The following is a 25,951-nucleotide window of genomic DNA, read 5'->3' on the forward strand; positions in this document are numbered from 1 at the left end:
CGTGCAGTTTATTGACACCATAAAATCTGTAATTATGAAACATTTGCTTAGCAAGCAATTACAGTCTGGAATAATTGCTTTTCATGTTTTGAGCAAAAATCTGCAGAGTAAAAACTGAATAAGTGATTTATGGAAATGACATGATACAGGAGAGTAATACTATAATAAACGTTGTTTTCCTGAAATCAAGGAAATAATCAAAAGATTGATTTGCTCACTCGATTATGCAATTCAAAATAAAAAAAGAGAAATGGAAGAGAATCACTCTCTCCATTCGTATATGTAGTTTGTTCTGTAGGATGCTCCATTACTATAGTAGTAAAGTATTCTGAACGAACCACTAAATGCGTTTTCTCTCGGTGCATTTGCTTTGAATGTTCCTTCTTTGATGGTGCCTGTTGCATCCTGCCAGTCCATCTTGAAGTAAGCTCCATATGTTTCATCTTCCAGATAATAGTGGCTTGAGGAACCTCTGTCAATTGCCATATCTGCCATATCTATGTCAATGGCGCTTGTATCACCAAGTCCAAGTCCGCCAGTTTCCATGAAGGTGGCTTCCTTTCTTACTTTGATTGAAATCTCTTCTTCGGCGGCGTAGAAGTCATTTGGTTCTTCAGAGATCGTTCTTACCTGTGCAGTTTCGCCTTTGTCTCCGATGTCACTGGTCCAGACATTCGCTCTTTCGTAATCTACATCGTAGCTGTAGTAGTCATGTGTGCTTACTACCTTGTCACCGTAGTCTTCAACTGTTGTGAGATACCAGCCAGGTACTGTGTCTGATGATGGTGATGTCGTGGTTGCAGTTGTTGACTGCTCCATTCTGGTTCCTGTCCAGCCACCGCTCCATCCTGCACTATCAGAGCCATATCTCCAGTTTCCTTGGAATGAATTTCCATCACTGCTTAGTTTAAGTTCTGCGTCACCTGCATCGTTTGGTTCTGCGTATGAAGGGCTTTCGGACCAGGTTCCTATGAATACATCGCCGTTTACAACACCTTCAAGTCTTCCCTCGTCGTGTGTGTATTCACCAATTATCTTGTCACCTGATTGTGTGAATATCATATCGCCCCAGTTTGAAGTCCATTCTCCTACGAAGCTGGATGATGTGCTTTCTGCTGTGAATCCGCTTTGTGGAGTTGGTAGTTCATCTGTTGAGTCTGCGTTTTCAAATTCTGCTTTTTGGCTGTTGATTGTTGCACCGGCTAGTTCCAGAGGTGTTGAAACAGTTGCTCCGTCTATTATTTCAAATTCTACGGATTCTTCGACTCCTGCTCCGCTTATTATTACTTTGTAATCTCCAAGTGGCCAGCCTTCATCAGGCTTTTCAAGAATGAATGTTCCGCGTCCAAAGTCTTCGCCAGTTTCTGATTCGAAGGTATATATCGAGAAATCAGTGTCAAGGTATATCCATTCTACACTTATTATGTCGTTCTCAAAGTTATCATAGATGAACCATGCGTACAATTCTTCTGAATCCTTTGAATATTTCAGTACTTTATCGACTGGTATGAAATTTTGTGTTGCTGATGTCATCATCACTTCAAGAAGTCGTGGTTCGCCTGTGGCTGTCATATCGCCATATTTATCCGTTACTGCCTCTACGATCTGCTGCTCTTCTTCGGTTGCTCCGAAGCTTCCAGGCTTATATGAGTCACTTATGTCTGTACATCCCGAAAGTGCAATTATGCCTATCAAGAGCAATGCTACTACTATTTTTGATTTCATTTTTTACCATCCAACCATTTTATTTGGTAATTAATTGTCCATTTTATGTTACACTATTTATTTATTAACTTTTTGATTTTATTCTGGTAAATGGATTACATGTAATTTGGTAGCAGCATAAGAAATACCGATTTTATGGTTCTGTAGAAATCCTTATTTGAACAAAAAACGACATTGAAATCCTCTCAATAGGATTTTCCCCTCTCACCCGAACCCCTCACCCCTTTTTTTTATTACAGGAGCCCCTATAGTAAGCGTTTTCTCATCCTCATTTAATGTAAAATAGCACTTAGAAACCCATTAGCTTTTCTTCTCACCTGAATACTGAGGATTTCTATAGAGCCAAAGTTTGAACTTTTTTAATACTGAAAGTCTCAGAAAGGTCATGGGAGATTGAAGAGAGCGGCTTCTGGAAGGACAGGCCATACATGGTGCTTTCGGATTCATTCCTGTACCCGGATGAGAAAGTGATACTGTACCAGCATATTGTAATGGATAAATCAGAAAACTTCGATGTCTATCGCTTCTGGACACATTTCTTTTCGTCCGGTGATCTGAAGCCCATGCTGGAGCCGGAAGGCTTTGGGGACATCGAATGCTTTGATGACGTGTTGCCTGATATTGATATGTGGAACGGGGAGAATGTGTTGTTCTGCAGGACGAGGAAAGCTGTTGGAGAAATGGATGACTGAATGCGTCAGTTTCTTGTTTTTCCAAACTAAATAAGGATTACTGGCTATGAAACAGACAATAATCACGATTTATCTGATATTTATGGAAGCAAACCGGGCATCCAGAGCCTCATATTTGTAGTGTGTATAGATTATCTTTACGTTAAATTTTTAACAGAATATATATATCATTACTTTGATAGGCATTCTATGCTTAAAATTAAGATTATTCTAGTAATTGTATGTACCACATTTGTTTTGATTAGTACAGGCTGCATAGATAATTCTGTTTCTTTATACAGAGGTAAGTATGTGCTTAAACAATACAAATTTTAAAAAAGATAGATTGCTGATTATTCTGATTCTTTCTATAACGCTTTTTACTTCGGCGATCATTGTCGCATCGGCAGCTCCAACTTATGAATTTCAGGACCCTTCTGGAGAATATACCTTCATGTTCACCTTTCCCAATGGGGATATAGTAGGATGCGACCCTGCGTACCATGTTGAAGGAAGGGGTGATTATGTCACATTTTTAGTTGATATTACTCCGGAAAACAAGCAGGCAGGGGTTCGTACTATAATTGAAGTTGAAGGAGTGGATACCAAAGGATGGTCGCTCCTCAAACGTGGCTTTCCTATAAAGAGAATACATAATTCAACTAACGAATTCATGTTGTCCTATCTTGTAAACTCAGATTCTGATCAGCTTACATATAAAACAAGTAGTTTTCATGCTGTACAAGTGTCGAGTAAACAATCTCGAGATCTTAGATATTTGAATTTTTTTATAATGGCTGAAGCAGATGAAACAGATGACTTTTTCATTACTCCTACTTATCAAGAGATCGAATGCGGTAAAACTATCGATTTCACTTTGAAAAAAGAAAGAGGTGGTATTTATTCAGAGATAGATCACAGTGATGTAAAATGGATTGTTGGACAATCCAAATCACTTAGTGAGTTCAGAAGCAATGTAATTATAGGAACAATTGATCGAAATGGTGTTTTCACATCAGAAGAGATCGGTACTTGCACTGTTTTTGCCAGAATGGATGGAGAAATAGTAGACCAGGCAGAAGTGGTTGTAACATGCCCTTGTGACAAGAAAGCAGATTTCCAGGAAGTTATCCGGCTCTACAAACAACGGATACCGGAAGGTCCCTATCACAGAGACCTAAAAGCCGGAGATGTGTGGGCACCTTTTAGCAGCATGAATCCGGGCTATGCTACAAACCTGTATTCTATTACAAATGATGAATACGGAGAATTTACCTGTGGAGCATATCAATCCAATGTATTGGTATTTTTGAGTAAAATGCAGTCTAATCCTGAAGAATGTCACCTTTTGAGCGGATATGATTTTGGCCCCATAGAAGGCTCATACAGCGCCCACCATGCGGTCGTTGTATATCCTAAAGGGACTAACTGGAAAAAGACCGGAATGGTCTTTGATCCATGGTATAGCCAGAAGCCTGAAGTAATGTCTATCAGCGTATGGGAAGATGTTTTTTCACCAATCGCAGGTGATACCTCTCAAGGATACAGGAATGAATACAATACGACCAAAGACCCAAGTGATTTTCACTATGCCCTATGGACTACAGCCGGAGAATTTGTTTCTGAAACAGGTGACCTGATTGGGGATGCAGGTGCATTGGTAGGCTTTGGACAATGTCCGGTAAATATTCTGATCACTGACAATAGTGGCCGTCAACTGGGTGCTATCGATGATGATGAAATGATCTTCGAGATCCCGAATGCTTACGTTACGAGGATGGGAGATGGAGAAGGAGGCTATTCATGGTATTTCATTCTTCCGAATACAGATGAATATGATGTTGACATTACAGCATTTGATGATGGTAATTTTGATTTCTTTGCCATGAACACCAATACAGAGCAACTGCAAAATTATGGGGAGCAGGCTATAAAGAAAGGTGAGGTTGCAGAAGTTGAACTGATTTCAAAGGATCCAACAACTCCAATGACATTACCTGATGGATCTGAAGTAATTCCAACCCTGGAAGAAACCGTAATTCCAGAGGCTAAAAAAAAGGGACTTCCGGGTTTTGAACTCTGGATATCCTTATTTATGGTTTTCCTGGTTGTGCTAGTAAGGAAATCGTAATTCTAAATGTAGGAATGGCATTTTCCCTGGCCACTTTCTTTTTCTTTCATAAAATAGTTTAGTCCAAAAAGTTTACTTAACTTAGTTTCTGATCAAATAATTCTGCGCAAGTTAATCAGTCAATTAGAAAGTAACAAAGTATCAACAAATAAAGCACTTGAATTGCTGAATTGCCTTAAAACAGAGACAACTAAAGCTCAATATGTTAGGCTTCTTCTTAAATATCTTCCAGTTGAACATGATACTACTCTATTAATATATGAAGTTAATCGATACAAAGGAGATGTTCGCGATTTATTATTTCAACTTGCTGAATCTTGGGAAAATTCAACAAATGATGAGATATACTAATCAACTCACTAAATCATAAATTAAATTAAACTTTGTCATTCCCAATAACCCTTAAATATCACCTCCCCCAATTCTCAGATAATGTCTAACCCTACCACAACTCACACCGTACCCAATGTACCTGTGTCCGTAGTAGTGGTAGTGCTAAACGCTTGAGCTAACAAAAGAAACTTTTCTGGCTCAAGTGCGCGTATTTTCTGGTTAATTACTGAATAGTGTATCCTGTGCCGGGATCGTTTCTTTCATGGAGAATCAAAATGGAAGAAATGAATGGAGCAGAAGTCTTAGTTAAATGTCTGGAAGACCTCGGGGTCAAACAAATTTTCGGTTATACCGGAGCTGCAATACTGCCGGTTTTCCATGCACTTGAGAAGAGTGACATCGATATAATCATCAACTCTAATGAGCAGTCGGCGGCTTTCAGTGCGGCCGGTTATTCCAGGTCGAGCAATGAGGTCGGTGTTGCTATAGTCACATCCGGACCTGCAATTACCAACACCCTCACAAGTGTTGCAGATGCCTATGGAGACAGCATTCCCCTGCTTGTTTTTGCAGGGCAGGTCCCCGAGCATAAGATAGGTACCGACTCCTTCCAGCACATCAATGTCAAGGGTATCTTTGGAGAGGCTGCCAAGAAGGTTATTCAGGTTTCAAATGATGATGACCTCGAGTCGATGATCAAGGACGCATACTACTTTGCTAAGTCGGGAAAGCCCGGACCTGTTGTCATAGATATTCCTCTGGATAAACAGCAGAAGATGCACGAATACCAGGACATCAACATCATGCGTTTTGAGGAAAGCTACCACGATGACAGGCACCTTTGTGAAGAACAATGCGAGGAGTTCTTTGAGTTGTTCCTGAACTCAAAGCGACCACTGCTGTATCTCGGAGGCGGTCTGAACTCAGAAGCAGGTAGCCAGGCTATCAGGGAGTTTAATGAGTATTTCCGGATACCATCTGTCAATACCCTCATGGCAAAGGGTGTTATTGACGGACGGGACGAGCTCAACCTTGGCATGCTCGGGATGTTCGGCACACCATATGCCAACATGCTCATACAGGAGAACGATTTCTTCTTCGCTATCGGCGTCCGCTGGGATGACAGGGTTGCGGAAAAGGTCGGGTTTGCTATCGGCATCGACATAGCCTACATCGATATCAATCCCGAGAAGATGCACCAGATCAAGATCGAGCGTGGCCCGAAATTCACGTTCATCGGGGATGCTGCCACAGCTATCCGGGACCTTCTGGACTACGCCAGGAAACACGATATCAAACTGGATATTCAGGAATGGCAGGATCGTGCAAGATTCCTGAAGAATTCCTGGCCCCTTGATTATAACAGGAAGTCCGAGCAGATTCAATCCGCCGGGATAATGGCGCTTCTTGCAGACTGCATTGACGAAAACACCATGATAACAACAGGTGTCGGCAATCATCAGATGCTTGCAGCCCAGTACCTTACCATGCAGAAAGTAAAGTCCTTCATGACATCAGGTTCCTTCGGAACGATGGGTTTCTCCATGCCAACGGCTATCGGCGTTCACTATGCTAACCCGGATGCAAAAATCATCGCAATCGACGGGGACGGTAGTCTCAGGATGAATCTTGGAGAACTGCATACCATCGCTTCACTGAATATACCCGTCAAAATACTCCTGCTAAATAACAGGAGCGACGGCATGGTCCAGAATCTGCAGGATGCTGCTTATGAGGGAATCAGAACCGGGACACAAAGACAAAAAGATGTTCACTTCGCAGAAATTGCAAAATCATTTGGTTTCGAGTACGCAAAGAGAATAACCGAAAAGAACAGCCTGAAGGATGAACTTGAGGTCTTCCTAGATGCTGAAGGGCCGTGTTTCATGGAAATCTGCACAGACAGGGAGGAAACCCTCTATCCCAAGGTTCCGGCAGGAGGAGCGTACAAAGACATGATATTGGGGCCGTATATTAAGGAGGTATCCGGTAATAACATCGAGTGAAAACGATACATATATCGATTGTGAGTGGGGAGTATGGAAATCCCCATCATTCAATTAACCGTAAAAATGAAAAATCATGAGAAGTTGTTACTTATGGTTCAAATCCGAAATCTTTCGAAAATTCCGATATTTTCGTAATTAACCTCATTACTTTTCCCTTCATTGTAATCATTTCTCCTTCACCATCTCAAGAGATACTCTCTTTAAGGCAACATCAACGTCCAAAACCTTGACAGTTACAGTATCGCCAACAGAAACTACATCATTGGGATCTTTTACAAAGCTGTCACTCAATTTTGAAATATGGATCAGTCCGTCCTGATGAACACCTATATCGACAAAAGCACCGAAATTCGTCACATTGGTTACATTACCTTCAAGTATCATATCCTCTGTCAAATCCTCCAGATCGTTGATCTCTGAAGAAAATTCCACGCTTTTAAACTCTTTTCTAGGATCAATACCCGGCTTCTTCAATTCATCCAGTATATCTGTCAACGTAGGAATTCCGAAATCTTTTGTTACATATTTATCAATATCTATCAATGATATTAACTTCTCATTCCCAATTATCTGATCGAGACTGACTTTTCTGTCGGCAGCCATTTTTTCGACAATATGGTACGTCTCAGGATGGATCGCAGAATTATCAAGTGGGTTAGAACTAGCCCGTATTCTCAAAAAACCGGCACATTGTTCAAATGTTCTTGGGCCCAGTCTGGACACTTTATTAAGCTCCTTTCTGCTCTTAAAAGAGCCGTGTTCAGTTCTGTATAGTACGATATTCTCAGCAATTGCTCTTTTGATACCTGATGCATATGACAATAATTCAACTGAGGCAGTATTGAGCTCGACCCCCACATAGTTAACACAGGATTCAACTGTCATATCAAGGAATCTCTTTAATTCTTTCTGGTCAATATCATGCTGATACTGGCCCACACCTATTGATTTAGGATCAATTTTAACCAATTCCGCAAGTGGATCCTGCAGTCTTCTGGCAATACTGATAGCACCCCTGACTGTTATGTCCATATCAGGAAATTCTCGAATGGCAGTTTCAGACGCAGAATAAACCGATGCCCCCGCTTCACTGACCACAACTGATCTTATGTTGAGGTCATGCCTGTTTATAATATCCCTTACAAAAATATCGGTTTCCTTAGAAGCAGTACCATTTCCAATTGAGATCAGCTCGATTTCATATTGCTCAATTAGATTCAGGAGAATTCTGGATGCTTCATCCTCTCTTTTTTGAGGCTCATGTGGATAGATCACATTAAATTTCTTAAAATCTCCATTTTTGTCGATTACAACAACCTTACATCCTGACCGGTAACCGGGGTCTATACCCATTATTATTCTAGCGCCGGCAGGAGGTGATAGAAGCAGATTTTTGAGGTTCCTTGAAAACACCTTTATGGCTTCTTTTTCAGCATCCTCCATTTTGAGGTTAAATACTTCTTTTTCAATGGAAGGGAATATCAGTCTTTTAAAACTATCTTTTACTGAATCCTTGATTTCTGCGGTGAATAAAAAGTCACTTCTTTTAACAACATCTGACTCGATCAGACCTATTATGTGCTCTTCATCAACTTCAATCTTCCAGGTAAGCACATCCTCTGCTGATCCACGTCGAATCGCAAGCATCCTGTGAGATGGTGATTTTTGTATTAATTCAGAAAATTCATAATAATTCTGGAACTTTGATTTTTTTTCAATCCAGTCTTTCTTTGCTTTTGAGGATATAAAACCCCTTTTCTGAATAATATTCCTTACCAATCCTCGCGTGAACTCGTTGTTTGATATCAGTTCAGCAATAATGTCCAAAGCGCCGGCAAGGGCATCTTCGTATGTCTGTACTCCTTTTTTTGGATCAATATATTTTGAGACGATTGATTTTTTTGTTCCTTTTATATTTTGCTGAAGGTATATCAGATCAGCAAGCGGCTCAAGACCCTTTTCTTTTGCAATGGTAGCCCGTGTCATTTTTCTGGGCTTGAAAGGGAGGTACATGTCCTCAAGAATGTTTTTATCGGTACAGCCAAGTATCTTCTGCTTAAGTTCAAGGGTTAGTTTGTCCTGGCCTTCAATTGTCTTTAAAATGATTTCTTTTCTTTTTTCGAGCTCTTTGTAATATTCATATTTTTCAGATATGGAGCGGATATTAGTCTCATCCAGACCATGGGTTTTTTCTTTTCGGTACCTTGCAATAAAAGGGATGGTTGCCCCATCTTCAAAAAGTTCAATTGTATATTTAATTGAAAGGTCATTTAATTCAAGATCTTTTGCAATATTACTTATAATAAATTGAGAACTCATCCGGCACATCCTGCATTAATATATAATGTTTTTGTAAAAATGCTCTACGTTTTCTAATTCTTCAATTATTGATGTACTTGCATCCATTGCATTACCTATTTTTATAGATTGGTATTTTCCATAGATGTCTGGGGAATGATTCACATATATGTACAGCCCACCACAAAAAACAGGCACAATTTTAACAAAAAAATAAACCTTGAAATACTCATAAGCTTTTCCCCTCTCCCCCACACACCCCCTCACCTCTTTTTTTGTATTTACAGGAGTCACTATAGTAGACGTTTCTCATCCTCATTCCATGTAATACAAAATTATACTTAGAGAATCCATTAGCTTTCATTCTCGCTTGAATACCGAGGATTTCTATAGATTCATATACCTACTAACATATAGTGATTCTATGCATCCTAAAAAAGCAGCATTTCTTAATATTGGAATTTCGATCATCTTTGTGATTGCAATAATCATTTCAGATCACATATTTGAAGGCACGCAGCATGAGCAAATGGCATTGTACCTGCTTATTGCCCTATGGTGGATTCCTTTCTCGTTAATATCAGTAGCAGGAACAAAGGGAGTAAAATAAAACCCATTCATTTATTCATCAATAAATTCTCTTTTGTTTGAGAGTGGGGTTCTTTCCAATAATGTGCCACTCCTGTTTTATTAAAGCTTATTCTAGTTTGACTTTGAATACACTGTTTTGTCCATTAAAATACTCAGCTCAATAACAGGGTGAATCAGTCAATATGGTTTATAATTGAACATTTATACAAAAAGAAACAAATTGAACATGCATTTACTAACGCAGGTTTGGTGTGGTTTATGAGAAAAGCGATAATAATAGCCTTAATGTTGTTGGTCCTGCTAAATGCCGGATGCGCAGGTATTGGAAGCAGTCCCACAAAAACAGTGGAGAACTTTGTATCACAGTTCGACGAAGGGAACTATGATGAATGTTATGACATGATGTCATCAGATTACAAGCAATATACTGACTTTGCATCTTTTGTAAACAGCTGTAAAGATGTAAATCCTGAAAAGTATGAACTCATAGAAATTTCAAATGAGTACATTTATGAGGATGAAGCAGTCGTTGATGTGCTGGTTAATAGATCATCTGTTGAGTCAAGTTCTTGGCTGGAAACTCTTCTAGAAGGTACGTCAGAAACGGGCATGACCACAGAGCAAATAGAGCTCGTAAAACAGGAAGATGAATGGAAAATTACAGTATTTCCTTATGTGTTGACATGATAAGTTGAGCATAAATAAGTAATGAATGGGAGTGGGAAAAAGATGAGAGATGTCATATTATTGATAACATGCAGCCTGGATGGCTTCATAGCAGCAGAGGACGGGAATGTGGACTGGCTGTTGCAGGAAGAAGAATACGACTTCGATTCATTTATGCATGGGGTGGAAACCTTGCTCATGGGTCACAAGACTTACGAACAGGTATTGGGTTTTGGTAAATGGCCTTATGAAGATAAAGAGTGTTATGTATTCACAAAGCAGCATCCTTCTTCTGAAGATGACAGAGTCATATTTTCAGATGATCCGGTTGGCACAACCGAGAACCTGATGCTTGGAACCGGCGGCTCAATATGGGTTGTTGGTGGTGCTTCCATCATTTCCATGCTTCTCAACAAAGGACTTATCCATGAACTCAGAATAGCAATACAGCCAATAGTGCTTGGAAAAGGTATACCACTTTTCAGGGACATAAAAAAGAGCATAGGGCTGGAACTTAAAAGTACAGAGAAATATGAATCAGGACTTGTTGAGCTTGTGTACACACCAAAGGCATAACAAAGTCGTATATGGGATTAATTAAATAGTAACCTGTAGTACTTAGCAACAGCTAAAAACATCATAGGACATTTGAATGATGTCTTTAATTAATGAAATGGAAGAATTATGACAGAAGATTCAATCGATGAACAGGTAAAGTGGGTTGTAAGTGTTGACCGCAGGCTTATTTTAATGGAATACATGAAAACTCACTTAATAGCCAAAGCTTCTGAAATAGCTCATGATACCCAGAGATCGACCCAGAATATCAGTCGTGCCTTAAAGGAATTTGAAGACCATGGACTTATTGAGTGTCTTACTCCAGCAAAGACCACATGGAAAAAATACGTCCTGACAGATATAGGAACAACGGTCATGGAAAAGATGGATGGTAAGTTTTTCAACTAACCAGAAAGTATAGTCTATCATTTTTTCTCAACATATCATTTTTTCAGGCTCTGTAGGAAGTCGAATGAGGTTCATATCTTTAATTTCTACAAAGCCAATAGTTTATTCTTAATAGAATGATGACCTATACAGCAAATCGAAAAAAAGGTGTTTTATGTGGATACGGATGAACATGAAATTAAATTAGCAAACTGGCTGTCTACGGAGATAATTGCATATTCCAAACAGTTGTTTCCATTGATAGAGTTTGTAGAGGTTGAGGGAGAGAGTGATGGTGGATCAAAAATATATCGTTATGATGAACCAATACCTGAAGCCAGAGAGATCCTTGACATACTGCCTGCCAAATATGAAGAATGGTGTACAAAATGCAGGCCACTGCTCGAAAAATACTTTCCGGGAGAACTTGAAGATTTCAATCGTTCATATGAGGTCGTAGAGAATGTCCTGAGTTTTGACTATAGAACAAAAATTCCAAACACAAATAAAGCATATATGGAATTTCACAAGCATATAATGACCCAGATGACCCTTGCATCCCACCTATCTAAAAAGTTAAAGAAATGATTCGTGTAGAATAATTTCTACCGAGCCATTTTCTATTTAAGTTATGTGTTCTCATTTTGTAACTATTCAGCCTGATAAAAACACTATCAATAGCAATCTTGACAAAAAGTTGAGACCTACATTTTATTAGGATCATTGTAACTATTCAGCCTGGCACGATTTGCCTATTGGTACTGATTTCATCGAAATAGAGATGTCTGCTCACTAACAATCTAACAATCAAAAAAGCAATCAATAGCAACAATCAAAATAAATGATCCTAATGAAATTTACGTTTCAACTTTTTGTCAAGATTGTTATTGATAGCGTTTTTATCAGGCTGAATAGTTACGGATCATTAATTTTGATTGTTGCCATTGATTGCTTTTTTGATTCTTAGGTTGTTAGTGAGCAAACATCTCCGTTTTGATTAAATCAGTATCAATAGGCTAATTGTGGTAGGCTGAATAGTTACCTCATTTTTAACTATGGTCCTTTGCTTTGTAGCAAAAATTTTCATTTAATATTCATATAGTATGTTTTTTTAAAATCATGTCTCATTTTTTTATTCGCAAAGTCTATTTTTCAGGAGACTGTCGGATAATTATCGATTTAAAGCTTTTCGAGTCATAGATGTCGAATTTTTAGTATATTGACTAAATTTTGGCTCTGTAGAAATTCTCTAATGAATTCATGAAGATTAGTGAAATGTGGAACAAACACACTGTTCCCTTTATGTTTTTTGTGCTTCTGTAGAGCCTAAACATACTATATATTTATATATAGACAGACGCTTCTATGGTGCTCCGTAAAAATAGATGGTGTATATCTAGATGGATAAATCAAATGAGATTGAGAGCAGGATCATAAAGCGTTTTAATGGATTATTTCCAGTGATCAGAAGGCAGTTTTTATTATAGCAATTATAACACTTCAAATTGCCTTTACAATAACTTCTGTCCTGAAACCGATGATCAGTTGTTATAAAGCGATTATTGGAAACATGCTTGCTTTTTTCACTGGTAATTCAAAGCATTTCATACCCGGATAAATAGTCACAAAGTGACTCCATCTAAAGTTACATTTTTCGCAAAACACCCCACGATCTATAATAGCTCATTTTCAATATTAAGAATTTGAGAGTTTGTAGGTGCATAGTAATTTTTTAAAATAGGACCAAATATGGCATTTATAGAAAATTTAAAGAACGATGAATTAAACCTCAAAAATGAGGTGTTATCCGGCCTGACAGTTTCACTGGCCCTTGTACCTGAAGCTGTAGCCTTTTCAATAATAGCAAATGTTAGTCCATTGGTTGGACTCTACTCTGCATTCATCATTGGATTAATAACAGCAATTATAGGCGGCAGACCGGGAATGATCTCCGGTGCCACAGGTGCAATAGCAGTCGTAGTTGTTGCCCTGGTAATCCAACAAGGAGTTGAATATCTTTTTGCCGCAGTAGTTCTAATGGGTATTATCCAGATTAGCATTGGAGCCTTGAAATTAGGTAAATTCATTCGGCTTGTGCCACATGCAGTAATGTTTGGATTTGTGAATGGACTGGCTATCGTTATTTTCATGGCTCAGCTTTCCCAGTTCAAATTTATTGACATCAATGGGACAGAACACTGGTTAGGTGGACAGGCACTCATGATTATGCTAGGCTTTGTAGGCCTGACAATGGCTATCATCTATTTGATGCCCAGATTGACAAAAGCTGTTCCTGCTTCACTAACTGCGATTATAGTTGTTTCAGCCATTGTGATCTCATTCCAGATACAAACCAGAACAGTTGGAGATATTGCATCCATTGCAGGCGGTTTTCCTAAATTCCATATACCTCAGGTCCCATTCAATCTGGAAACACTGAAAATTGTATTCCCATATTCACTCATCATGGCATTGGTAGGCTTGATAGAAAGTCTATTGACGCTGACCGTGATAGATGAAATGACAGAAACAAGAGGCAGGGCTAATAAAGAAAGTGTTGCACAGGGTGTTGCCAATTTTGTCTGTGGCTTATTTGGAGGAATGGGCGGCTGTGCCATGATAGGACAAAGTCTCATCAATATAAATTCAGGTGCAAGAAGCAGAATATCAGGAGTCGCTGCAGCTATTGCCCTATTACTTTTTGTGCTGGTAGGCGCCCCTCTTATCGAAATGATACCAATGGCAGCATTAGTTGGAGTGATGTTTGTAGTTGCCATCGGAACATTTGAATGGGCTTCGTTGAAAATACTTAGTAAAGTACCCATGACGGATGTGATTGTGATGGTGCTCGTCGCAGCTATAACTGTCATCTACCACAACCTTGCAGTAGCGGTAATTGCAGGTGTTATCATTTCCGCATTGGCTTTTGCCTGGGAGAATGCCAAACTGGTGCGTACAAGAGAAGTAGTTGATGAAAACGGAATAAAGCACTACGAATTCTTTGGTCCGTTGTTCTTTGGTTCAGTTACAGAGTTTCAAAATAAATTTGATGTACTAAATGATCCGGAAGAGATAATTATTGATCTCAAAGAATCAAGAGTTGCAGACCATTCTGCAATTGAAGCATTAAATAAGATAACTGAACGCTATGCAAAGGTAGGTAAAAAGGTTCATCTGCGCCATTTAAGTGAAGATTGTCAAATACTACTGGACAACGCATCTGCCATAATTGAGGTTAATCACTGGGAAGATCCGCATTACAAAGTTCCTTCTGACATACTGGCATAAGGTTTCCCTATGGAAAATAGGCGGATAACAGTTATTTAAAGAAGAGGGATATCAGCAATTATGATAAACCCTCACTTATTTTTTGTAGCAAATGATAAAGCATGTCCCAGTTCTTTTGTTGTAATATGGTATCTTTACTGACCGGTGCAATAAGTATAGTATTCCTTTTCAATAGTTCAAATCGATAATTAGCACTACCATATGCTCCATCTGCAAGCTTATTGTGCATTACATGAGAAATTGATGTCTTCGAAATCCATATACTCTGTATTAAAATGCTTATCTGAATTATATATCCTCAATTCAGTTTGTTTTCATATCTGCTATTTAGGGAAAATATTATGGTCACAAATTGGAACAAAGCGACAGCTGCACAGATAATTCCGATAGGATAGGAGATGCTGATTGGTAAACTTAAACCTTCAGGTGCTTGCAAAATGTAGGTTGTTACTACTGCTGTCATGAATGTAGCCGGCAAAGTAGCTATCCAGTGTAGTTTATCATTCTTTACAAGATAAACAGCAGATGTCCACAGGACTATGGTTGCTAATACCTGGTTTGAGAATGCAAAGTAGCGCCAGACAACACTAAAATCGATCAGGGTCAGTCCAAATCCCATGACAAATATCGGGACAGCTATTATCAACCTGTTTTTTAAAGGCTTCTGATTTAAGTTTATCGCATCGGCCACAGTTAGACGTGCACTTCTGAAAGCTGTATCTCCAGAAGTAATAGGACAAACAATAACACCCAGGATAGCTAGAATTCCTCCAAGAGGTCCCAACAAACCCAGTGAAACATCGTTTACTACTAAAGCAGCGCCTCCAGTGACAGTCACTTCATTTAAACCGGAAATCCCTCCTGGGAAGAAAGACATTGCAGCAGCAGCCCAAATCAGTGCGATAACTCCTTCTGCTATCATGGCTCCATAAAAAACACGGCGACCATACGTCTCATTCGGCAGGCACCTTGACATTATGGGAGATTGCGTTGAATGAAATCCGCTGACAGCTCCGCAGGCAATGGTTATGAAAAGCATGGGCCATAAAGGCTGACTATCGGGATGCAAGCTCCGAAGAGTGATTTCAGGTATTTCATAACCTTTTATAAGAAGCATAAAGCCGATGCTGAATGCCATTATAAGTAAAACGGCCCCAAATAAAGGATAAATGCGGCCTATAACTTTATCGACTGGAACAACTGTGGCTATGAAATAATATAGAAGAATGATGGCCAGCCAGAAATTCTGTTTGGCCAATATCCCTGTAAATCCTAAATTGGTTAGAAGTCCTACTGGGCCGGAAGTGAAAACAGTTCCTATGAGTATTAGCAAAACGAAGGAGAAAGCGATCATGATTATTCTTACTTGTCTGCCTAAATACACCCCTACAATTTCTGAAATGCTTTTTCCCCCGTGGCGGACACTTAGCATTCCTGAAAAATAATCATGCACTCCACCTGCAAAAATACTGCCCAGTACAATCCATAGAAAAGCTGCCGGACCGTATAAAGCACCCATAATAGCACCAAATATAGGACCTAATCCTGCAATGTTGAGAAACTGGATAAGAAATATTTGAGGCCAGCTAAGAGGAATGAAATCAACACCATCTTCCTGTGTATATGCGGGTGTTTTTCTGCTGGGCTCAATTCCAAATATACGTTCTACAAATGCTCCATAAACGAAATAGCCCATTACAAGTGCAATTAAAGAAGCTAAAAAACTAATCATATTACACAAGTAATATATTCAAAAACTAATAAAGGTTATTGTATAAAAGTAAACTTCTTATAAAAAACATCAAACAAAAAAAGTAGGGAACTAAATAACCAATGTATTAAAAATAGTAAAAAATGACAGAAAAAGCATATTACACGTATTTTTCTGTATTCTCAGCATTAACTCTCACTTTTTATCAGGCTTCTTGAGGGAGAGCTTTGTAACCATCGACCAGTTCTACATTAGCATTAATAACAGAACTCTTGAACTTGACAAGATCGGAAGTTATATCTTCAAGACTTTCCACATCTTCCTGCTTTGTAATTACTTTACCATCTGGTATGACCTTCTGAGGAGGTATTTCCACAGCGCGAACTGTCGCATTATGTAAAACCACGACATTGTTACCGATATTACAGTCAAACACTACAGCACCGAATCCTACAAAGCATCCGCGACCGATACTGCATGGTCCATGAACAATGCATCCATGTGCAAGTGAAGTATTCTTTTCTATGATTACTTCTGAATTGGACAATGCATGAACTATTACATTATCCTGCACATTGCAGTTGTCTCCTATTGTAACTGAAGAACCGGGTTCATCTGCTCTGATGATAGCGTTATGCGCTACAAACACATTATCACCAATTGTTACATCTCCGACAATGATCGCAGTTTCAGAGATCCATGCCTTTTCACTAATTATTGGATGTTGATTTTGGGGATTTGGATAGAGCATTTTGAGTACCACCTTTAATGTAAGATTGATTTTCTGAAGGATAACCTCATATGTGATTGTATATGATAATATATGAGAACTTATTTAAACTTATTGATGAAAACGTTCCACTGTAGATATTTTAGCATATAATCTACAATAAAATGTGATATGTGATAACTTTCAACTTTAAAAAAGCATAAAAATCATCAGAAATTCTAACATAACTGGATAATATGTTGAAAATTCCCGATGGTTCGAAGCACTTGTGGCTCGCTTGTAAGAAAAATAGTTTGAGATTTAAGAATTCATAATTTAAGACGTGTCAGTAGATTCATCTATAGATTTCAGGTAATTCTTAGCTGCAGCTTTCTCTGCGCTTCTTTTACTGTTGCCTTCTCCTGTTGCAAGTAACTCTTCGTCCAGATAAAGCCCTACAGTATAATTCTTATCGTGGTCTGGTCCGTTCTCTCCCGTGAGCCTATAACATGGGTTCCCTGCCCCGGTTTTGTGGAAGAGTTCCTGTATTCTTCCCTTTGGATTGGAAACAGGTATCTTTCCAAGGGCATCGTCTATATCAAAGAACCTGTACACAAAGTCCTTTGCTATTAAATAATTGTTATTGGAGTTACTGTCTTTTTTGCTATGCCCGCCATCAAGATATATTGCTCCAATAAGTGCTTCGATTATATCCGAAAGTTTTCCGTCAATATTTACCAGCTCTTCAGACAATACAAACCTTGAAAGCTTGATCTTTTGGGCTACAGGTTTGAGGTTCTTGTTCGAAGCAAGTACTTCCCTGATCTTTGTGGAAACACCTTCGATAGTAAGTCCATTTGATCTTGCATACTCATCGATCTCTTCGCTATGGTATGCATATTCAGCAACTATAAGGCCCAGTACCGAATCTCCAAGGTACTCAAGTTTTTCGTAATCCTTGTTCTCAAGACCATTCACTTTTTTAAAAGCACTCAATTTATCCTGATTACCACTAAAAAGTGAACCATGTAACAATGCCTGTACAAGGTATCTGGTATCATTGAATCTGAATTGTATGATTTCCTGAAATTCTTCCAGGTCATTTACATTTACACTCAGGTCTGGATTAACTCTCACTTTTTTTCCTCACTTTTTTTCCTGCTTGCTTATTCGAGCAGTAATATCCCTACGCATTTGACTCTGTCAAAGTTACAGTATTCAATTTCAAGTCCTTTTTTCTCCATGAGTTTGGAAAGGTTTACTCCAACTGCTTCAGGAGGAAAACGTCTCATTTCCGGCTTTCTGCATACATCACCGCAAGTATCACATTCGTTGCAGGCACCCGGACGGAGTAATTGTGCATATGTGAACCCATTTCTGAAAGCTTCATGTTCCAGTTCCAGCATCTTGTGGAAAGAATCCTTGCGCAGTCGTGACCAGGCTTTGAATATATCTTTTTCATCAGAAGTATCATGTTCTTCGATAAGCAGGATAGCTGCGCTATATTCTCTTAATATATCCCTGAACTCATCAATTGAAATAATATGTGGAGGGCAACTCAGACGTTTTCCATAACCTCTGCACCCATAGGCACATTTGAGCCTGGCTCTGTTTTCCACATCGATCTCAGAGGCATCCAGCAAGTATGCTGCAAGCCCGAATTCTTTTGCCCTGTCAAATAATATCTGGATGTCTTTTGTCATTTGATGCTCTTTAATAAAACACGATCGTTTAAAAAAGAATCGAATTGAAGCTCTGTAGCAATTTTATGTAAATCTATATCCTTGGACAGAATCGTGTACCTTGCTGACAAGGTATGGTGTTCTTCACGGAGTACAGACCATAACAACTCTTATTAAAATGAAGTTTATAAGGACGATTAAAATAAAGATAGATGTGTACAAAGTGTCAAATCCAAATTTAAAATCGTAATTTTATGATCGTTGTATGCGGAATCTTCTCCCCCTTTTTTAGTTTCAATGAAACTGCTATCAACACATACAACATCCATGGTGAACTTACCTTTTTGGTAAGCGGAATCCCGAAGGAATTCCATTATCACAGTCCATATTCCTTCCTCTGACCACCTTTTTAGTCTTCTCCAGGCAGTTCTGGGAACCATAACTAACTGGCGTATCTCCCCATCTGCAACCGGTTATCAGAACAAAGAGAATACCATTGATGACCATACGGTCATCAGCTCTCTTTCTTCCGGTTATTGGTTGCGGAGGTAAGTGTGGTCTAATAAACTTCCATTGCTCATCAGAGAGTTCTCTGAATTTCATTCATATCCCCATAATAATATTAAGAAAGATAGTATTTATAGTTTTGATATGGGTTCAAGAATAATTTCCTTTATTATGGATTATCTTCGTTCTGTTTTCCATTAATTGGCAATCCAATAACTCGGTACAAATTAATCATTATTATAGTAACTGTTGTTTTCTCCGAGATCTTACACAAAATAAGGTTGATTAAAACAACAATTAATTTGTATGCCTCAATCAGTTATTTTTGTTAATAACTTCTCAAATATGTAAAAATAATAATGAGCATAATCATAACTTATCTATTTTTTCAAGAATGTATATATGCTTCCAAATTGAGACTATGGATTATTATTAAATTTGGTGGTACAGTATGAAAAATATCAATTCAATAAAAATATCTATTATATTGCTTGCAGTGCTAATGGTAATTGGAACAGCTTCAGCAACTGTATCTGTGGAGTTTACTGAAGAAGAATGCAACCTTGACATATGGACATATGGAAACCACAAGTAACTATTCAGCCTACCACAATTAGCCTATTGATACTGATTTAATCAAAACGGAGATGTTTGCTCACTAACAACCTAAGAATCAAAAAAGCAATCAATGGCAACAATCAAAATTAATGATCCTAATAAAATGTAGGTCTCAACTTTTTGTCAAGATTGCTATTGATAGTGTTTTTATCAGGCTGAATAGTTACAACCATAACCGTATAACAAGTGGATATGAATCCTATTTTGATACAAGTATTTCAGGTAAGATATGGACCAATTCAGATGGAAGACTTGCCATAATCTCTGAAAACAGCCACATGCTCATAACAACTGAATATCCGACTGATTGCTTCTGCATTGTATTTGCCAGTGACAGAAACGATGGATATGCAAAGGTCTATGTAGACGGTGAAAAAGTATGGGAAGGAGATACCTGGGCATCTCCGGGACGGGGTCAGCCCATCAGTGCACAAACAATAAGATCACTGAAAATCACTGGTCTGGAAAGCAGCACTCACAGCATAAAAATAGAAAACCCGAATGTTGATCATGTGCACAACGGACATGTAACAATTTACAAGTATGGTTACAATTGTTCTAATACAGAGATTCCTGAATATCCTACAATTGCACTACCTATGGCTGCAATTCTTGGTCTGGCATTTGTGTTCCAGCGCAGAAAAGAATAATACTTAAGTAAGGGCTTTACAATCCCTTTACTTACTTTTTTACCAAACCTTTAATCCACAATATAGTACCTTTTAATCCTTAATTATGGAAATCTTCCTTTATTGTAGAGAGCCAGCAACATTCAATTGAATATAATATTCAGATACCAACTTAAAATGCAATTATGCTTATTAAAAATATTTATATGTCCCCACTGAATAGTGATGTGTGGTACTAATGATGTTAAAATCGTAATTCTTGTTTTTTTGTATCTTTTGATGATGTTCTCTATTGTTCTAGTTGCTGGATTTACCAGTTTCTAATAACTGATTTCCTTTACTTGGCGGTTTAGGTTGTAAGAAGTGAGTAAAACTCGAGTCGGATATCAAGGCTAAGATAAACCATTTAATTTGAATGCACATGAGAGGGAAATACTGATAAACTGAAACTATAAAGTTTTTGCTATATAATTAAGAAAGCAAAATGGGTGGGATGCCTTGAAGAATGTTGATGTGCAGGAACTATATATACAATATTTTGTTGATAATAATTTTGAGAGAGCAGATTTGTTTGAAGCACTGAAAGCTAAATTCAATATTCATATGTTTTTATCCAAGAAGTTTTGTCCATATCACTCCTTCTTTTTTCTTTTCCGAAGTTGTATATGTGGATACTGATTTAAAATCAAATAAGTTTATTGAACAAACTAATTCAGTTGCTGACTTAATTGCAAAGAGAAAGACGTATGATTCAGATGTTGTATTCCATTTTATATCATCGGATTACTCGCAGTCACTTGATCTTAATGAAAATAGCTTTGATCTACTAATCTCACAGTATGCTGGTTTTATTTCACAGGCATGTAAAAGATATCTGTAACTATTCAGCCTGGCACGATTTGCCTATTGGTACTGATTTCATCGAAATAGAGATGTCTGCTCACTAACAATCTAACAATCAAAAAAGCAATCAATAGCAACAATCAAAATAAATGATCCTAATGAAATTTACGTTTCAACTTTTTGTCAAGATTGTTATTGATAGCGTTTTTATCAGGCTGAATAGTTACAATACAAGATTACTAAAGATTACCTTTGCTTTGCATGTATCATGATTGCGATAAGGTACGATACTAACTGCGGTATTGCTGACATCGACCGTTACATCAGGATTGCTTTCCAGGTCTTTCCAGTCCAACACGGTTGCTACTCCGTTGTTATAGTTGACTGTCAGTCCTAGATGAAGTGGTGCTGTTTGGGGGTAATCTGTATAATAATCACCCGTTAGCTCTATGTAGTAACATCCCTCTGGGAAGTCACAATTTTCCTACGAGCTACAACCAGCAACAACCTGTGTTGCAAGTAACACGACCAGCAATAAAAATATAGCTATGTTTATTTTCTTCAATTTAACCACCACGCTCCATATTATTTATTATGCATCTAGTATCCGATTTCTAAACCCACTTGATAAATAATTGTACGATATCGTTTTTGTTTTTGTGGTATAATTCAATTGCGAAACTATGTTACTTGAAAAGTTAACACTGTCACAATTGTCTGTGGATAATATACAGCTATTCTCTTCCGTATTACTTTCCAAATTTACAGCAGAAATTTATATACTTTTGATGAGAATTCGGGAACGCATATTTTTATGGCATGCGACCTAAGATTATTATTGGGGGCATGTTTAAGGTTTTTGTATAAAGTATGTGCGTATCGTACCACCATACGTCTGCTTTAATCAACGTGCCTCTATCAATTTTTTAACATTCCTCATCTTGCATCTGCTAACAGCTTCATACTTCCCATAATAAAGGAATTAATGAGATGGATGAATATGAAATTGGCGTAATGTCAACGGTTTGTAAAATACGAGCACTCAGTATTGAATCTGCTATTCTTGGGTTTGCATTGAGAACTGAAAATTATACAAATATGGGATTAGATACCTTGTCTATGATTATGGTATATTCTGTGAATGGTGAGAAATTCGAAGGAGTTCACCCATTTGTTGAAATATCATTAGAGGATATTCCCAGGGTTGAATTGATGAAAATACGAAATGATATAAATGGTGTTTCATTTTTGGAGTAGCTTAAACCCCATAATAAGGGAAAGATGAAAACGAAACAAAATCAGAATTTAATATATGTTTCTTACTCATAAAAAGAGATGAAGCTCACAGAGCTCCATTTAACTCATTTATTCTTTCCTGCGCTGGAAGTAAAATGCCAGTCCAAGTATTGCAACTACGGGAAGTGCAATGGTTGAGAATTCTGGGATATCACCACCCTCTGATATCCAAGTTTTGTATACTGTTGTAGTACATTTAAGTGATCCACCTGAATCTGCTACACTTACTTGAATAGTATCGTCTCCAACAAATGTTCCAGTGTAGCTGAACACGACCACTCCAGTTGAACTAGCAGACAGAGAACCACCATCTTTGTTTGCACCTTGTACATCAAACGTCACGATGTCGCCTGGGTCAACCTCCGTCACTGTAATTGTATGCATGGTGTTCACAGTATTGGTGGCGGTTAGCGGTTCTACTGGAGGACACGACACTGGTGCAATTGCAGTGCCTCCTGCAAACATTAACATAAATACCAAAGTTATACCAATAATTATTATCGAATTATGTTTACTCATTTAGATTCCCCCACGAATTCATATAAAATTGGAGTTTTGTGTATCATTTATATTTGCTTTACAATGCAATATGCTCTTTGTGAAACTATGATTCTAAACATTGCGACTTGCAAAATTAATACTGCTAGCGATTACCTATTGAACAAGCTGTATATATTCATCTGATATTTTGTATGATAACCTATTCGAGGTTTACTCACTTCTTACAACCTAATTACCAAGTAAAGAAATATTATGAATAAACAACAGCGGAAGAAAGTAAGGGTTGCAATATATAACGATGAAGATCTTATCAAAGAACTAAATAAACGTGGATATATGGTCCTGAAAACATCAAAGTAACACTTTTCTAACTTCCAACAACATACTGAAAAACGGGACTTTTTTTATATGCTATCTCGGTATATCAAAAAAGAAAACGGTAAACAAGTATCAAAAAGAGTTTGCATAAGATATGCTGGAGAATTGCATAAAGGGGATATGATATCATTTTATGGATGGGTGCAGATGGGGAAAGTATCTCATCCTACGAGAGTGAAGTTGATTGAGTCATCTAATCTATCATCTTCAATGCCCTCTAAAAACCTTACAGATTATATCTGATGAGCTTTCACTTGTAATCTAACCTTATTGCCCATTCATCTTATGACTTGCTCATAGAAACCGTTTTTATAGTATTTGAAAAGTCAAGATGATAATATTTGCTTTCTATTATGCTTGTAAACCCCCTCATACCAGTTACTTTCTTTCCAACTTAGAAATAGTTACTATATATTGGGAATCTAAGGCCTCTAAATATTTTAACAATTAAAAATAATAGTATATTCGCCGCTATCTAAATATGTTAAAAAGGAAAAAGTTAAGTTTAAATAAATTGAGAGGTAAGTGGTAGAAAAGGCACCACTTATTTTTTCTTTATTCGGTAAAGACAACTTTAACTTCCGTTACGTCCCACAGGGATTCGATCTTTTCCAGTATGTCTTCTTTAATAGCAGCTGCAAACTGGTGATTGGACGGCAGGTCAAGGAGAATACGAACAACTCCATCATCCACTTCGATTTTTGTCACCAGTTCGGTCCTGACTATATCAAGTCCGGCCATCGGATTCATGACATGCTTGAGGCGGCTTCTGACAACATTCTCAGTAGTAGGTTCTTTTGCGCTAACAAGACCATGCTTTTCTTCATAATCCCTGATTGCTGCCCTGAGGCCTTCTACTGCAAGCACTGAACAGTGTGCCTTAACCGGCGGGAGACCACCAAGCTCTTCTGTTGCTTCTTTCCAGGTAATATTTTTTGCTTCCTCAAGTGTCTTGCCTTTGGCAAGTTCGGTTATGATGGATGCTGTGGCAATATTAGAAGCGCATCCGTATGATTCGAATTTCACATCTTCTATTACAGTTGTCTCAGGATTGACTTGTAGGTAAACTGCAACCATATCACCACAGGCGGGACTTCCTTCAAGCCCCTTACCATCAGGATTCTCCAGTTTTCCGACATTCCTGGGATTGCGGAAATGTTCAAGGACTTTCTCACTGTATGGGAATTTCATTCTATCATCTCTTAATTGATAATCATAATCTTATTTTCACTTGCCTTCGTAAAGGGGACTGATTGCCCTGAGTTGCTCTACAATCTCTTTTATGGCATCGATTATGGCATCCACATCTTCTATTGTATTGTACCTGCCAAAGGTGAAACGCAGGGAACCGTGTGCTCTCTCGTGGTCTCCTCCTATACCAAGTATTACATGGCTTGCTTCAAGGGAACGGCTGAAACATGCAGAGCCTGTACTTACTGCAAATCCCCGCATATCCAGGTGAAGCGTCATGGACTCACCTTCTACATAATGGAAAGTAATGTTTGCGTTCTGTGGTGTTCTTTGTGTTTTGTTTCCGTTGAGTGTCACATGAGGTATCTCATCAAAAATCCTCTTAATTGTGTAATCTCTCAGTGATCTAAGGAACTCAGTTTCTTCTGGAGTTGTAAGTTCCACAGCCTTAGCAAAGCCTACTGTTCCGGGTATATTCTCAAGCCCTGCACGACGATTGGATTCCTGGAATCCGCCATCCATCCATTTGTTTATGGGTGTTCCATCCCTGATATACAATGCCCCAACTCCTCTCGGACCATGGATAGTGTGAGCAGACATGGATATCAAATCCACCGGAATCTTACTAACATCCAGGGGAACCCTGGTGTAGCTGTGAGTGGCATCAGTATGCAGGAGCACTTCTTTTTCATTGCAGATATTTGCAATGGTCTCAAGATCCTGAAGAGTTCCGATTTCCTGGTTTGCATGTTGTATTGATACAAGGGCAGTATTCTCAGTAATCGCATTCTCAAGCTCATTAAGATTCAGGATACCCTCGGAATCTACACTGATGTAATCTACTTTATACCCCATTTTCTCAAGGGTTTTGGCAGTGTTCAGGACTGAGAAATCTTCAATTTTAGATACTATGATGTGCTCTCCCTTCTTTTTCTTCAAAGCAGCTAGAACACCTTTGATAGCCATGTTGCTTGATTCTGTATCGCCGGATGTGAACACAATTTCTTCTGCAGAAGCGCCAAGTGAAGACGCGATGGTTTCTCTGGCTTCCTCCAGGCCTTCCTTGGCATCAATTCCCATGGAATAACCAAATTCCGAAGTTGCTACTGCATATATATCAAAATAATAAGGTTTCATTGCTTCAAGCACCCTTTCATCAAGACGGGTGCTGGCTGCATTATCAAGATATACCATTCTGTCGAACATCTATTTCTCCTCTGAAATTATTC

23 protein-coding genes are annotated in these 25,951 nt (G+C 38.3%); 11 read left to right on the plus strand and 12 right to left on the minus strand.

Annotation, left to right across the window (positions count from 1 at the left end; genetic code table 11):
• Window positions 1–261 precede the first annotated feature (261 nt).
• A complete protein-coding gene (locus V7O67_RS09330; protein WP_342305095.1) occupies window positions 262–1,725 on the minus strand; it encodes a hypothetical protein in 1,464 nt (487 codons plus the stop codon).
• Window positions 1,726–2,153: 428 nt separating this feature from the next.
• Between V7O67_RS09330 and V7O67_RS09335 the strand changes: the two genes are divergently transcribed.
• The 3 genes from V7O67_RS09335 (at window position 2,154) to V7O67_RS09345 (ending at window position 6,866) form a co-directional block, all read left to right on the plus strand.
• A complete protein-coding gene (locus V7O67_RS09335; protein ID WP_406669928.1) occupies window positions 2,154–2,417 on the plus strand; it encodes a hypothetical protein in 264 nt (87 codons plus the stop codon).
• Between the two features lie 433 nt (window positions 2,418–2,850).
• The gene (locus tag V7O67_RS09340) at window positions 2,851–4,527 is read left to right on the plus strand and encodes a hypothetical protein (protein ID WP_342305091.1); all 1,677 of its coding nucleotides are present in this window, start codon (window positions 2,851–2,853) and stop codon (window positions 4,525–4,527) included.
• A gap of 608 nt (window positions 4,528–5,135) precedes the next feature.
• Window positions 5,136–6,866: a thiamine pyrophosphate-binding protein gene (locus tag V7O67_RS09345; protein ID WP_406669929.1), complete on the plus strand. Its 1,731-nt coding sequence runs from the start codon at window positions 5,136–5,138 to the stop codon at window positions 6,864–6,866.
• Window positions 6,867–7,034: 168 nt separating this feature from the next.
• Here the strand turns inward: V7O67_RS09345 and V7O67_RS09350 are convergent, their stop codons facing one another.
• Window positions 7,035–9,188, minus strand: coding sequence for a Tex family protein (locus tag V7O67_RS09350; RefSeq protein ID WP_342305089.1), 2,154 nt, complete (start codon window positions 9,186–9,188; stop codon window positions 7,035–7,037).
• A gap of 15 nt (window positions 9,189–9,203) precedes the next feature.
• The gene (locus V7O67_RS09355) at window positions 9,204–9,461 is read right to left on the minus strand and encodes a hypothetical protein (protein ID WP_342305088.1); all 258 of its coding nucleotides are present in this window, start codon (window positions 9,459–9,461) and stop codon (window positions 9,204–9,206) included.
• A 555-nt stretch (window positions 9,462–10,016) separates the two neighbouring features.
• Here V7O67_RS09355 and V7O67_RS09360 point away from each other — a divergent pair.
• The 5 genes from V7O67_RS09360 (at window position 10,017) to V7O67_RS09380 (ending at window position 14,657) form a co-directional block, all read left to right on the plus strand.
• Window positions 10,017–10,445 (plus strand): hypothetical protein, encoded by a 429-nt coding sequence (locus tag V7O67_RS09360; RefSeq protein ID WP_342305086.1) that lies wholly within the window; start codon window positions 10,017–10,019, stop codon window positions 10,443–10,445.
• 42 nt (window positions 10,446–10,487) lie between these two features.
• Window positions 10,488–11,000 carry a dihydrofolate reductase family protein gene (locus V7O67_RS09365; protein WP_342305085.1) on the plus strand — a complete coding sequence of 171 codons (513 nt, stop codon included), beginning with the start codon at window positions 10,488–10,490 and terminating at the stop codon, window positions 10,998–11,000.
• Window positions 11,001–11,108: 108 nt separating this feature from the next.
• Window positions 11,109–11,390: a sugar-specific transcriptional regulator TrmB gene (locus V7O67_RS09370; RefSeq protein ID WP_342305083.1), complete on the plus strand. Its 282-nt coding sequence runs from the start codon at window positions 11,109–11,111 to the stop codon at window positions 11,388–11,390.
• 156 nt (window positions 11,391–11,546) lie between these two features.
• Complete coding sequence (locus tag V7O67_RS09375) at window positions 11,547–11,957, plus strand: hypothetical protein (protein WP_342305082.1); 411 nt, start codon at window positions 11,547–11,549, stop codon at window positions 11,955–11,957.
• Between the two features lie 1,161 nt (window positions 11,958–13,118).
• Window positions 13,119–14,657, plus strand: coding sequence for a SulP family inorganic anion transporter (locus V7O67_RS09380; RefSeq protein ID WP_342305081.1), 1,539 nt, complete (start codon window positions 13,119–13,121; stop codon window positions 14,655–14,657).
• Between the two features lie 298 nt (window positions 14,658–14,955).
• Here V7O67_RS09380 and V7O67_RS09385 read toward each other — a convergent pair whose 3' ends face one another.
• The 5 genes from V7O67_RS09385 to V7O67_RS09405 form a co-directional block, all read right to left on the minus strand.
• Window positions 14,956–16,389 (minus strand): carbon starvation protein A, encoded by a 1,434-nt coding sequence (locus tag V7O67_RS09385; protein WP_342305080.1) that lies wholly within the window; start codon window positions 16,387–16,389, stop codon window positions 14,956–14,958.
• 184 nt (window positions 16,390–16,573) lie between these two features.
• On the minus strand, window positions 16,574–17,119 hold the full coding sequence (locus V7O67_RS09390) for a carbonate dehydratase (protein WP_342305079.1): 546 nt from the start codon (window positions 17,117–17,119) through the stop codon (window positions 16,574–16,576).
• Window positions 17,120–17,413: 294 nt separating this feature from the next.
• Entirely contained in the window at window positions 17,414–18,214 is an 801-nt protein-coding gene (locus tag V7O67_RS09395) for a ribonuclease III domain-containing protein (RefSeq protein WP_342305078.1), read from the minus strand.
• Window positions 18,215–18,243: 29 nt separating this feature from the next.
• The gene (locus V7O67_RS09400; protein ID WP_342305077.1) at window positions 18,244–18,780 is read right to left on the minus strand and encodes a DUF2284 domain-containing protein; all 537 of its coding nucleotides are present in this window, start codon (window positions 18,778–18,780) and stop codon (window positions 18,244–18,246) included.
• Window positions 18,781–19,095: 315 nt separating this feature from the next.
• Complete coding sequence (locus tag V7O67_RS09405) at window positions 19,096–19,362, minus strand: transposase (RefSeq protein WP_406669930.1); 267 nt, start codon at window positions 19,360–19,362, stop codon at window positions 19,096–19,098.
• A 355-nt stretch (window positions 19,363–19,717) separates the two neighbouring features.
• Between V7O67_RS09405 and V7O67_RS09410 the strand changes: the two genes are divergently transcribed.
• Together V7O67_RS09410 and V7O67_RS09415 are read left to right on the plus strand one after the other, a co-directional pair.
• Complete coding sequence (locus tag V7O67_RS09410; RefSeq protein WP_406669931.1) at window positions 19,718–19,861, plus strand: hypothetical protein; 144 nt, start codon at window positions 19,718–19,720, stop codon at window positions 19,859–19,861.
• A 112-nt stretch (window positions 19,862–19,973) separates the two neighbouring features.
• Window positions 19,974–20,534 carry a PEF-CTERM sorting domain-containing protein gene (locus V7O67_RS09415; protein ID WP_406669932.1) on the plus strand — a complete coding sequence of 187 codons (561 nt, stop codon included), beginning with the start codon at window positions 19,974–19,976 and terminating at the stop codon, window positions 20,532–20,534.
• A 1,045-nt stretch (window positions 20,535–21,579) separates the two neighbouring features.
• Here the strand turns inward: V7O67_RS09415 and V7O67_RS09420 are convergent.
• On the minus strand, window positions 21,580–21,714 hold the full coding sequence (locus V7O67_RS09420) for a hypothetical protein (RefSeq protein WP_406669933.1): 135 nt from the start codon (window positions 21,712–21,714) through the stop codon (window positions 21,580–21,582).
• A 632-nt stretch (window positions 21,715–22,346) separates the two neighbouring features.
• On the opposite strand from V7O67_RS09420, the gene V7O67_RS09425 reads away from it, so the two are divergent.
• A complete protein-coding gene (locus tag V7O67_RS09425) occupies window positions 22,347–22,613 on the plus strand; it encodes a hypothetical protein (protein WP_342305073.1) in 267 nt (88 codons plus the stop codon).
• A gap of 108 nt (window positions 22,614–22,721) precedes the next feature.
• Here V7O67_RS09425 and V7O67_RS09430 read toward each other — a convergent pair whose 3' ends face one another.
• The 3 genes from V7O67_RS09430 to V7O67_RS09440 all read right to left on the minus strand — a co-directional run bounded on the left by V7O67_RS09430 (window position 22,722) and on the right by V7O67_RS09440 (window position 25,928).
• Window positions 22,722–23,171, minus strand: a complete 450-nt coding sequence (locus V7O67_RS09430; RefSeq protein ID WP_342305072.1) for a PEF-CTERM sorting domain-containing protein — start codon at window positions 23,169–23,171, stop codon at window positions 22,722–22,724.
• 915 nt (window positions 23,172–24,086) lie between these two features.
• Complete coding sequence (locus V7O67_RS09435; protein WP_406657378.1) at window positions 24,087–24,722, minus strand: iron-sulfur cluster assembly scaffold protein; 636 nt, start codon at window positions 24,720–24,722, stop codon at window positions 24,087–24,089.
• 36 nt (window positions 24,723–24,758) lie between these two features.
• Complete coding sequence (locus tag V7O67_RS09440) at window positions 24,759–25,928, minus strand: cysteine desulfurase family protein (RefSeq protein ID WP_406669934.1); 1,170 nt, start codon at window positions 25,926–25,928, stop codon at window positions 24,759–24,761.
• Window positions 25,929–25,951: the final 23 nt, after the last annotated feature.

The organism is Methanolobus sp. ZRKC4 (assembly GCF_045291305.1).
Lineage (GTDB): Archaea > Halobacteriota > Methanosarcinia > Methanosarcinales > Methanosarcinaceae > Methanolobus.

Coding starts and splice junctions, on each gene's coding strand:
- V7O67_RS09425 (WP_342305073.1), top strand. CDS start 22,347: ATGGATGAATATGAAATTGGCGTAATGTCAACGGTTTGTAAAATACGA.
- V7O67_RS09335 (WP_406669928.1), top strand. CDS start 2,154: ATGGTGCTTTCGGATTCATTCCTGTACCCGGATGAGAAAGTGATACTG.
- V7O67_RS09410 (WP_406669931.1), top strand. CDS start 19,718: ATGAAAAATATCAATTCAATAAAAATATCTATTATATTGCTTGCAGTG.
- V7O67_RS09350 (WP_342305089.1), bottom strand. CDS start 9,188: ATGAGTTCTCAATTTATTATAAGTAATATTGCAAAAGATCTTGAATTA.
- V7O67_RS09415 (WP_406669932.1), top strand. CDS start 19,974: ATGATCCTAATAAAATGTAGGTCTCAACTTTTTGTCAAGATTGCTATT.
- V7O67_RS09385 (WP_342305080.1), bottom strand. CDS start 16,389: ATGATTAGTTTTTTAGCTTCTTTAATTGCACTTGTAATGGGCTATTTC.
- V7O67_RS09400 (WP_342305077.1), bottom strand. CDS start 18,780: ATGACAAAAGACATCCAGATATTATTTGACAGGGCAAAAGAATTCGGG.
- V7O67_RS09440 (WP_406669934.1), bottom strand. CDS start 25,928: ATGTTCGACAGAATGGTATATCTTGATAATGCAGCCAGCACCCGTCTT.
- V7O67_RS09345 (WP_406669929.1), top strand. CDS start 5,136: ATGGAAGAAATGAATGGAGCAGAAGTCTTAGTTAAATGTCTGGAAGAC.
- V7O67_RS09360 (WP_342305086.1), top strand. CDS start 10,017: ATGAGAAAAGCGATAATAATAGCCTTAATGTTGTTGGTCCTGCTAAAT.
- V7O67_RS09330 (WP_342305095.1), bottom strand. CDS start 1,725: ATGAAATCAAAAATAGTAGTAGCATTGCTCTTGATAGGCATAATTGCA.
- V7O67_RS09340 (WP_342305091.1), top strand. CDS start 2,851: ATGTTCACCTTTCCCAATGGGGATATAGTAGGATGCGACCCTGCGTAC.
- V7O67_RS09365 (WP_342305085.1), top strand. CDS start 10,488: ATGAGAGATGTCATATTATTGATAACATGCAGCCTGGATGGCTTCATA.
- V7O67_RS09390 (WP_342305079.1), bottom strand. CDS start 17,119: ATGCTCTATCCAAATCCCCAAAATCAACATCCAATAATTAGTGAAAAG.
- V7O67_RS09370 (WP_342305083.1), top strand. CDS start 11,109: ATGACAGAAGATTCAATCGATGAACAGGTAAAGTGGGTTGTAAGTGTT.
- V7O67_RS09380 (WP_342305081.1), top strand. CDS start 13,119: ATGGCATTTATAGAAAATTTAAAGAACGATGAATTAAACCTCAAAAAT.
- V7O67_RS09430 (WP_342305072.1), bottom strand. CDS start 23,171: ATGAGTAAACATAATTCGATAATAATTATTGGTATAACTTTGGTATTT.
- V7O67_RS09435 (WP_406657378.1), bottom strand. CDS start 24,722: ATGAAATTCCCATACAGTGAGAAAGTCCTTGAACATTTCCGCAATCCC.
- V7O67_RS09405 (WP_406669930.1), bottom strand. CDS start 19,362: ATGAAATTCAGAGAACTCTCTGATGAGCAATGGAAGTTTATTAGACCA.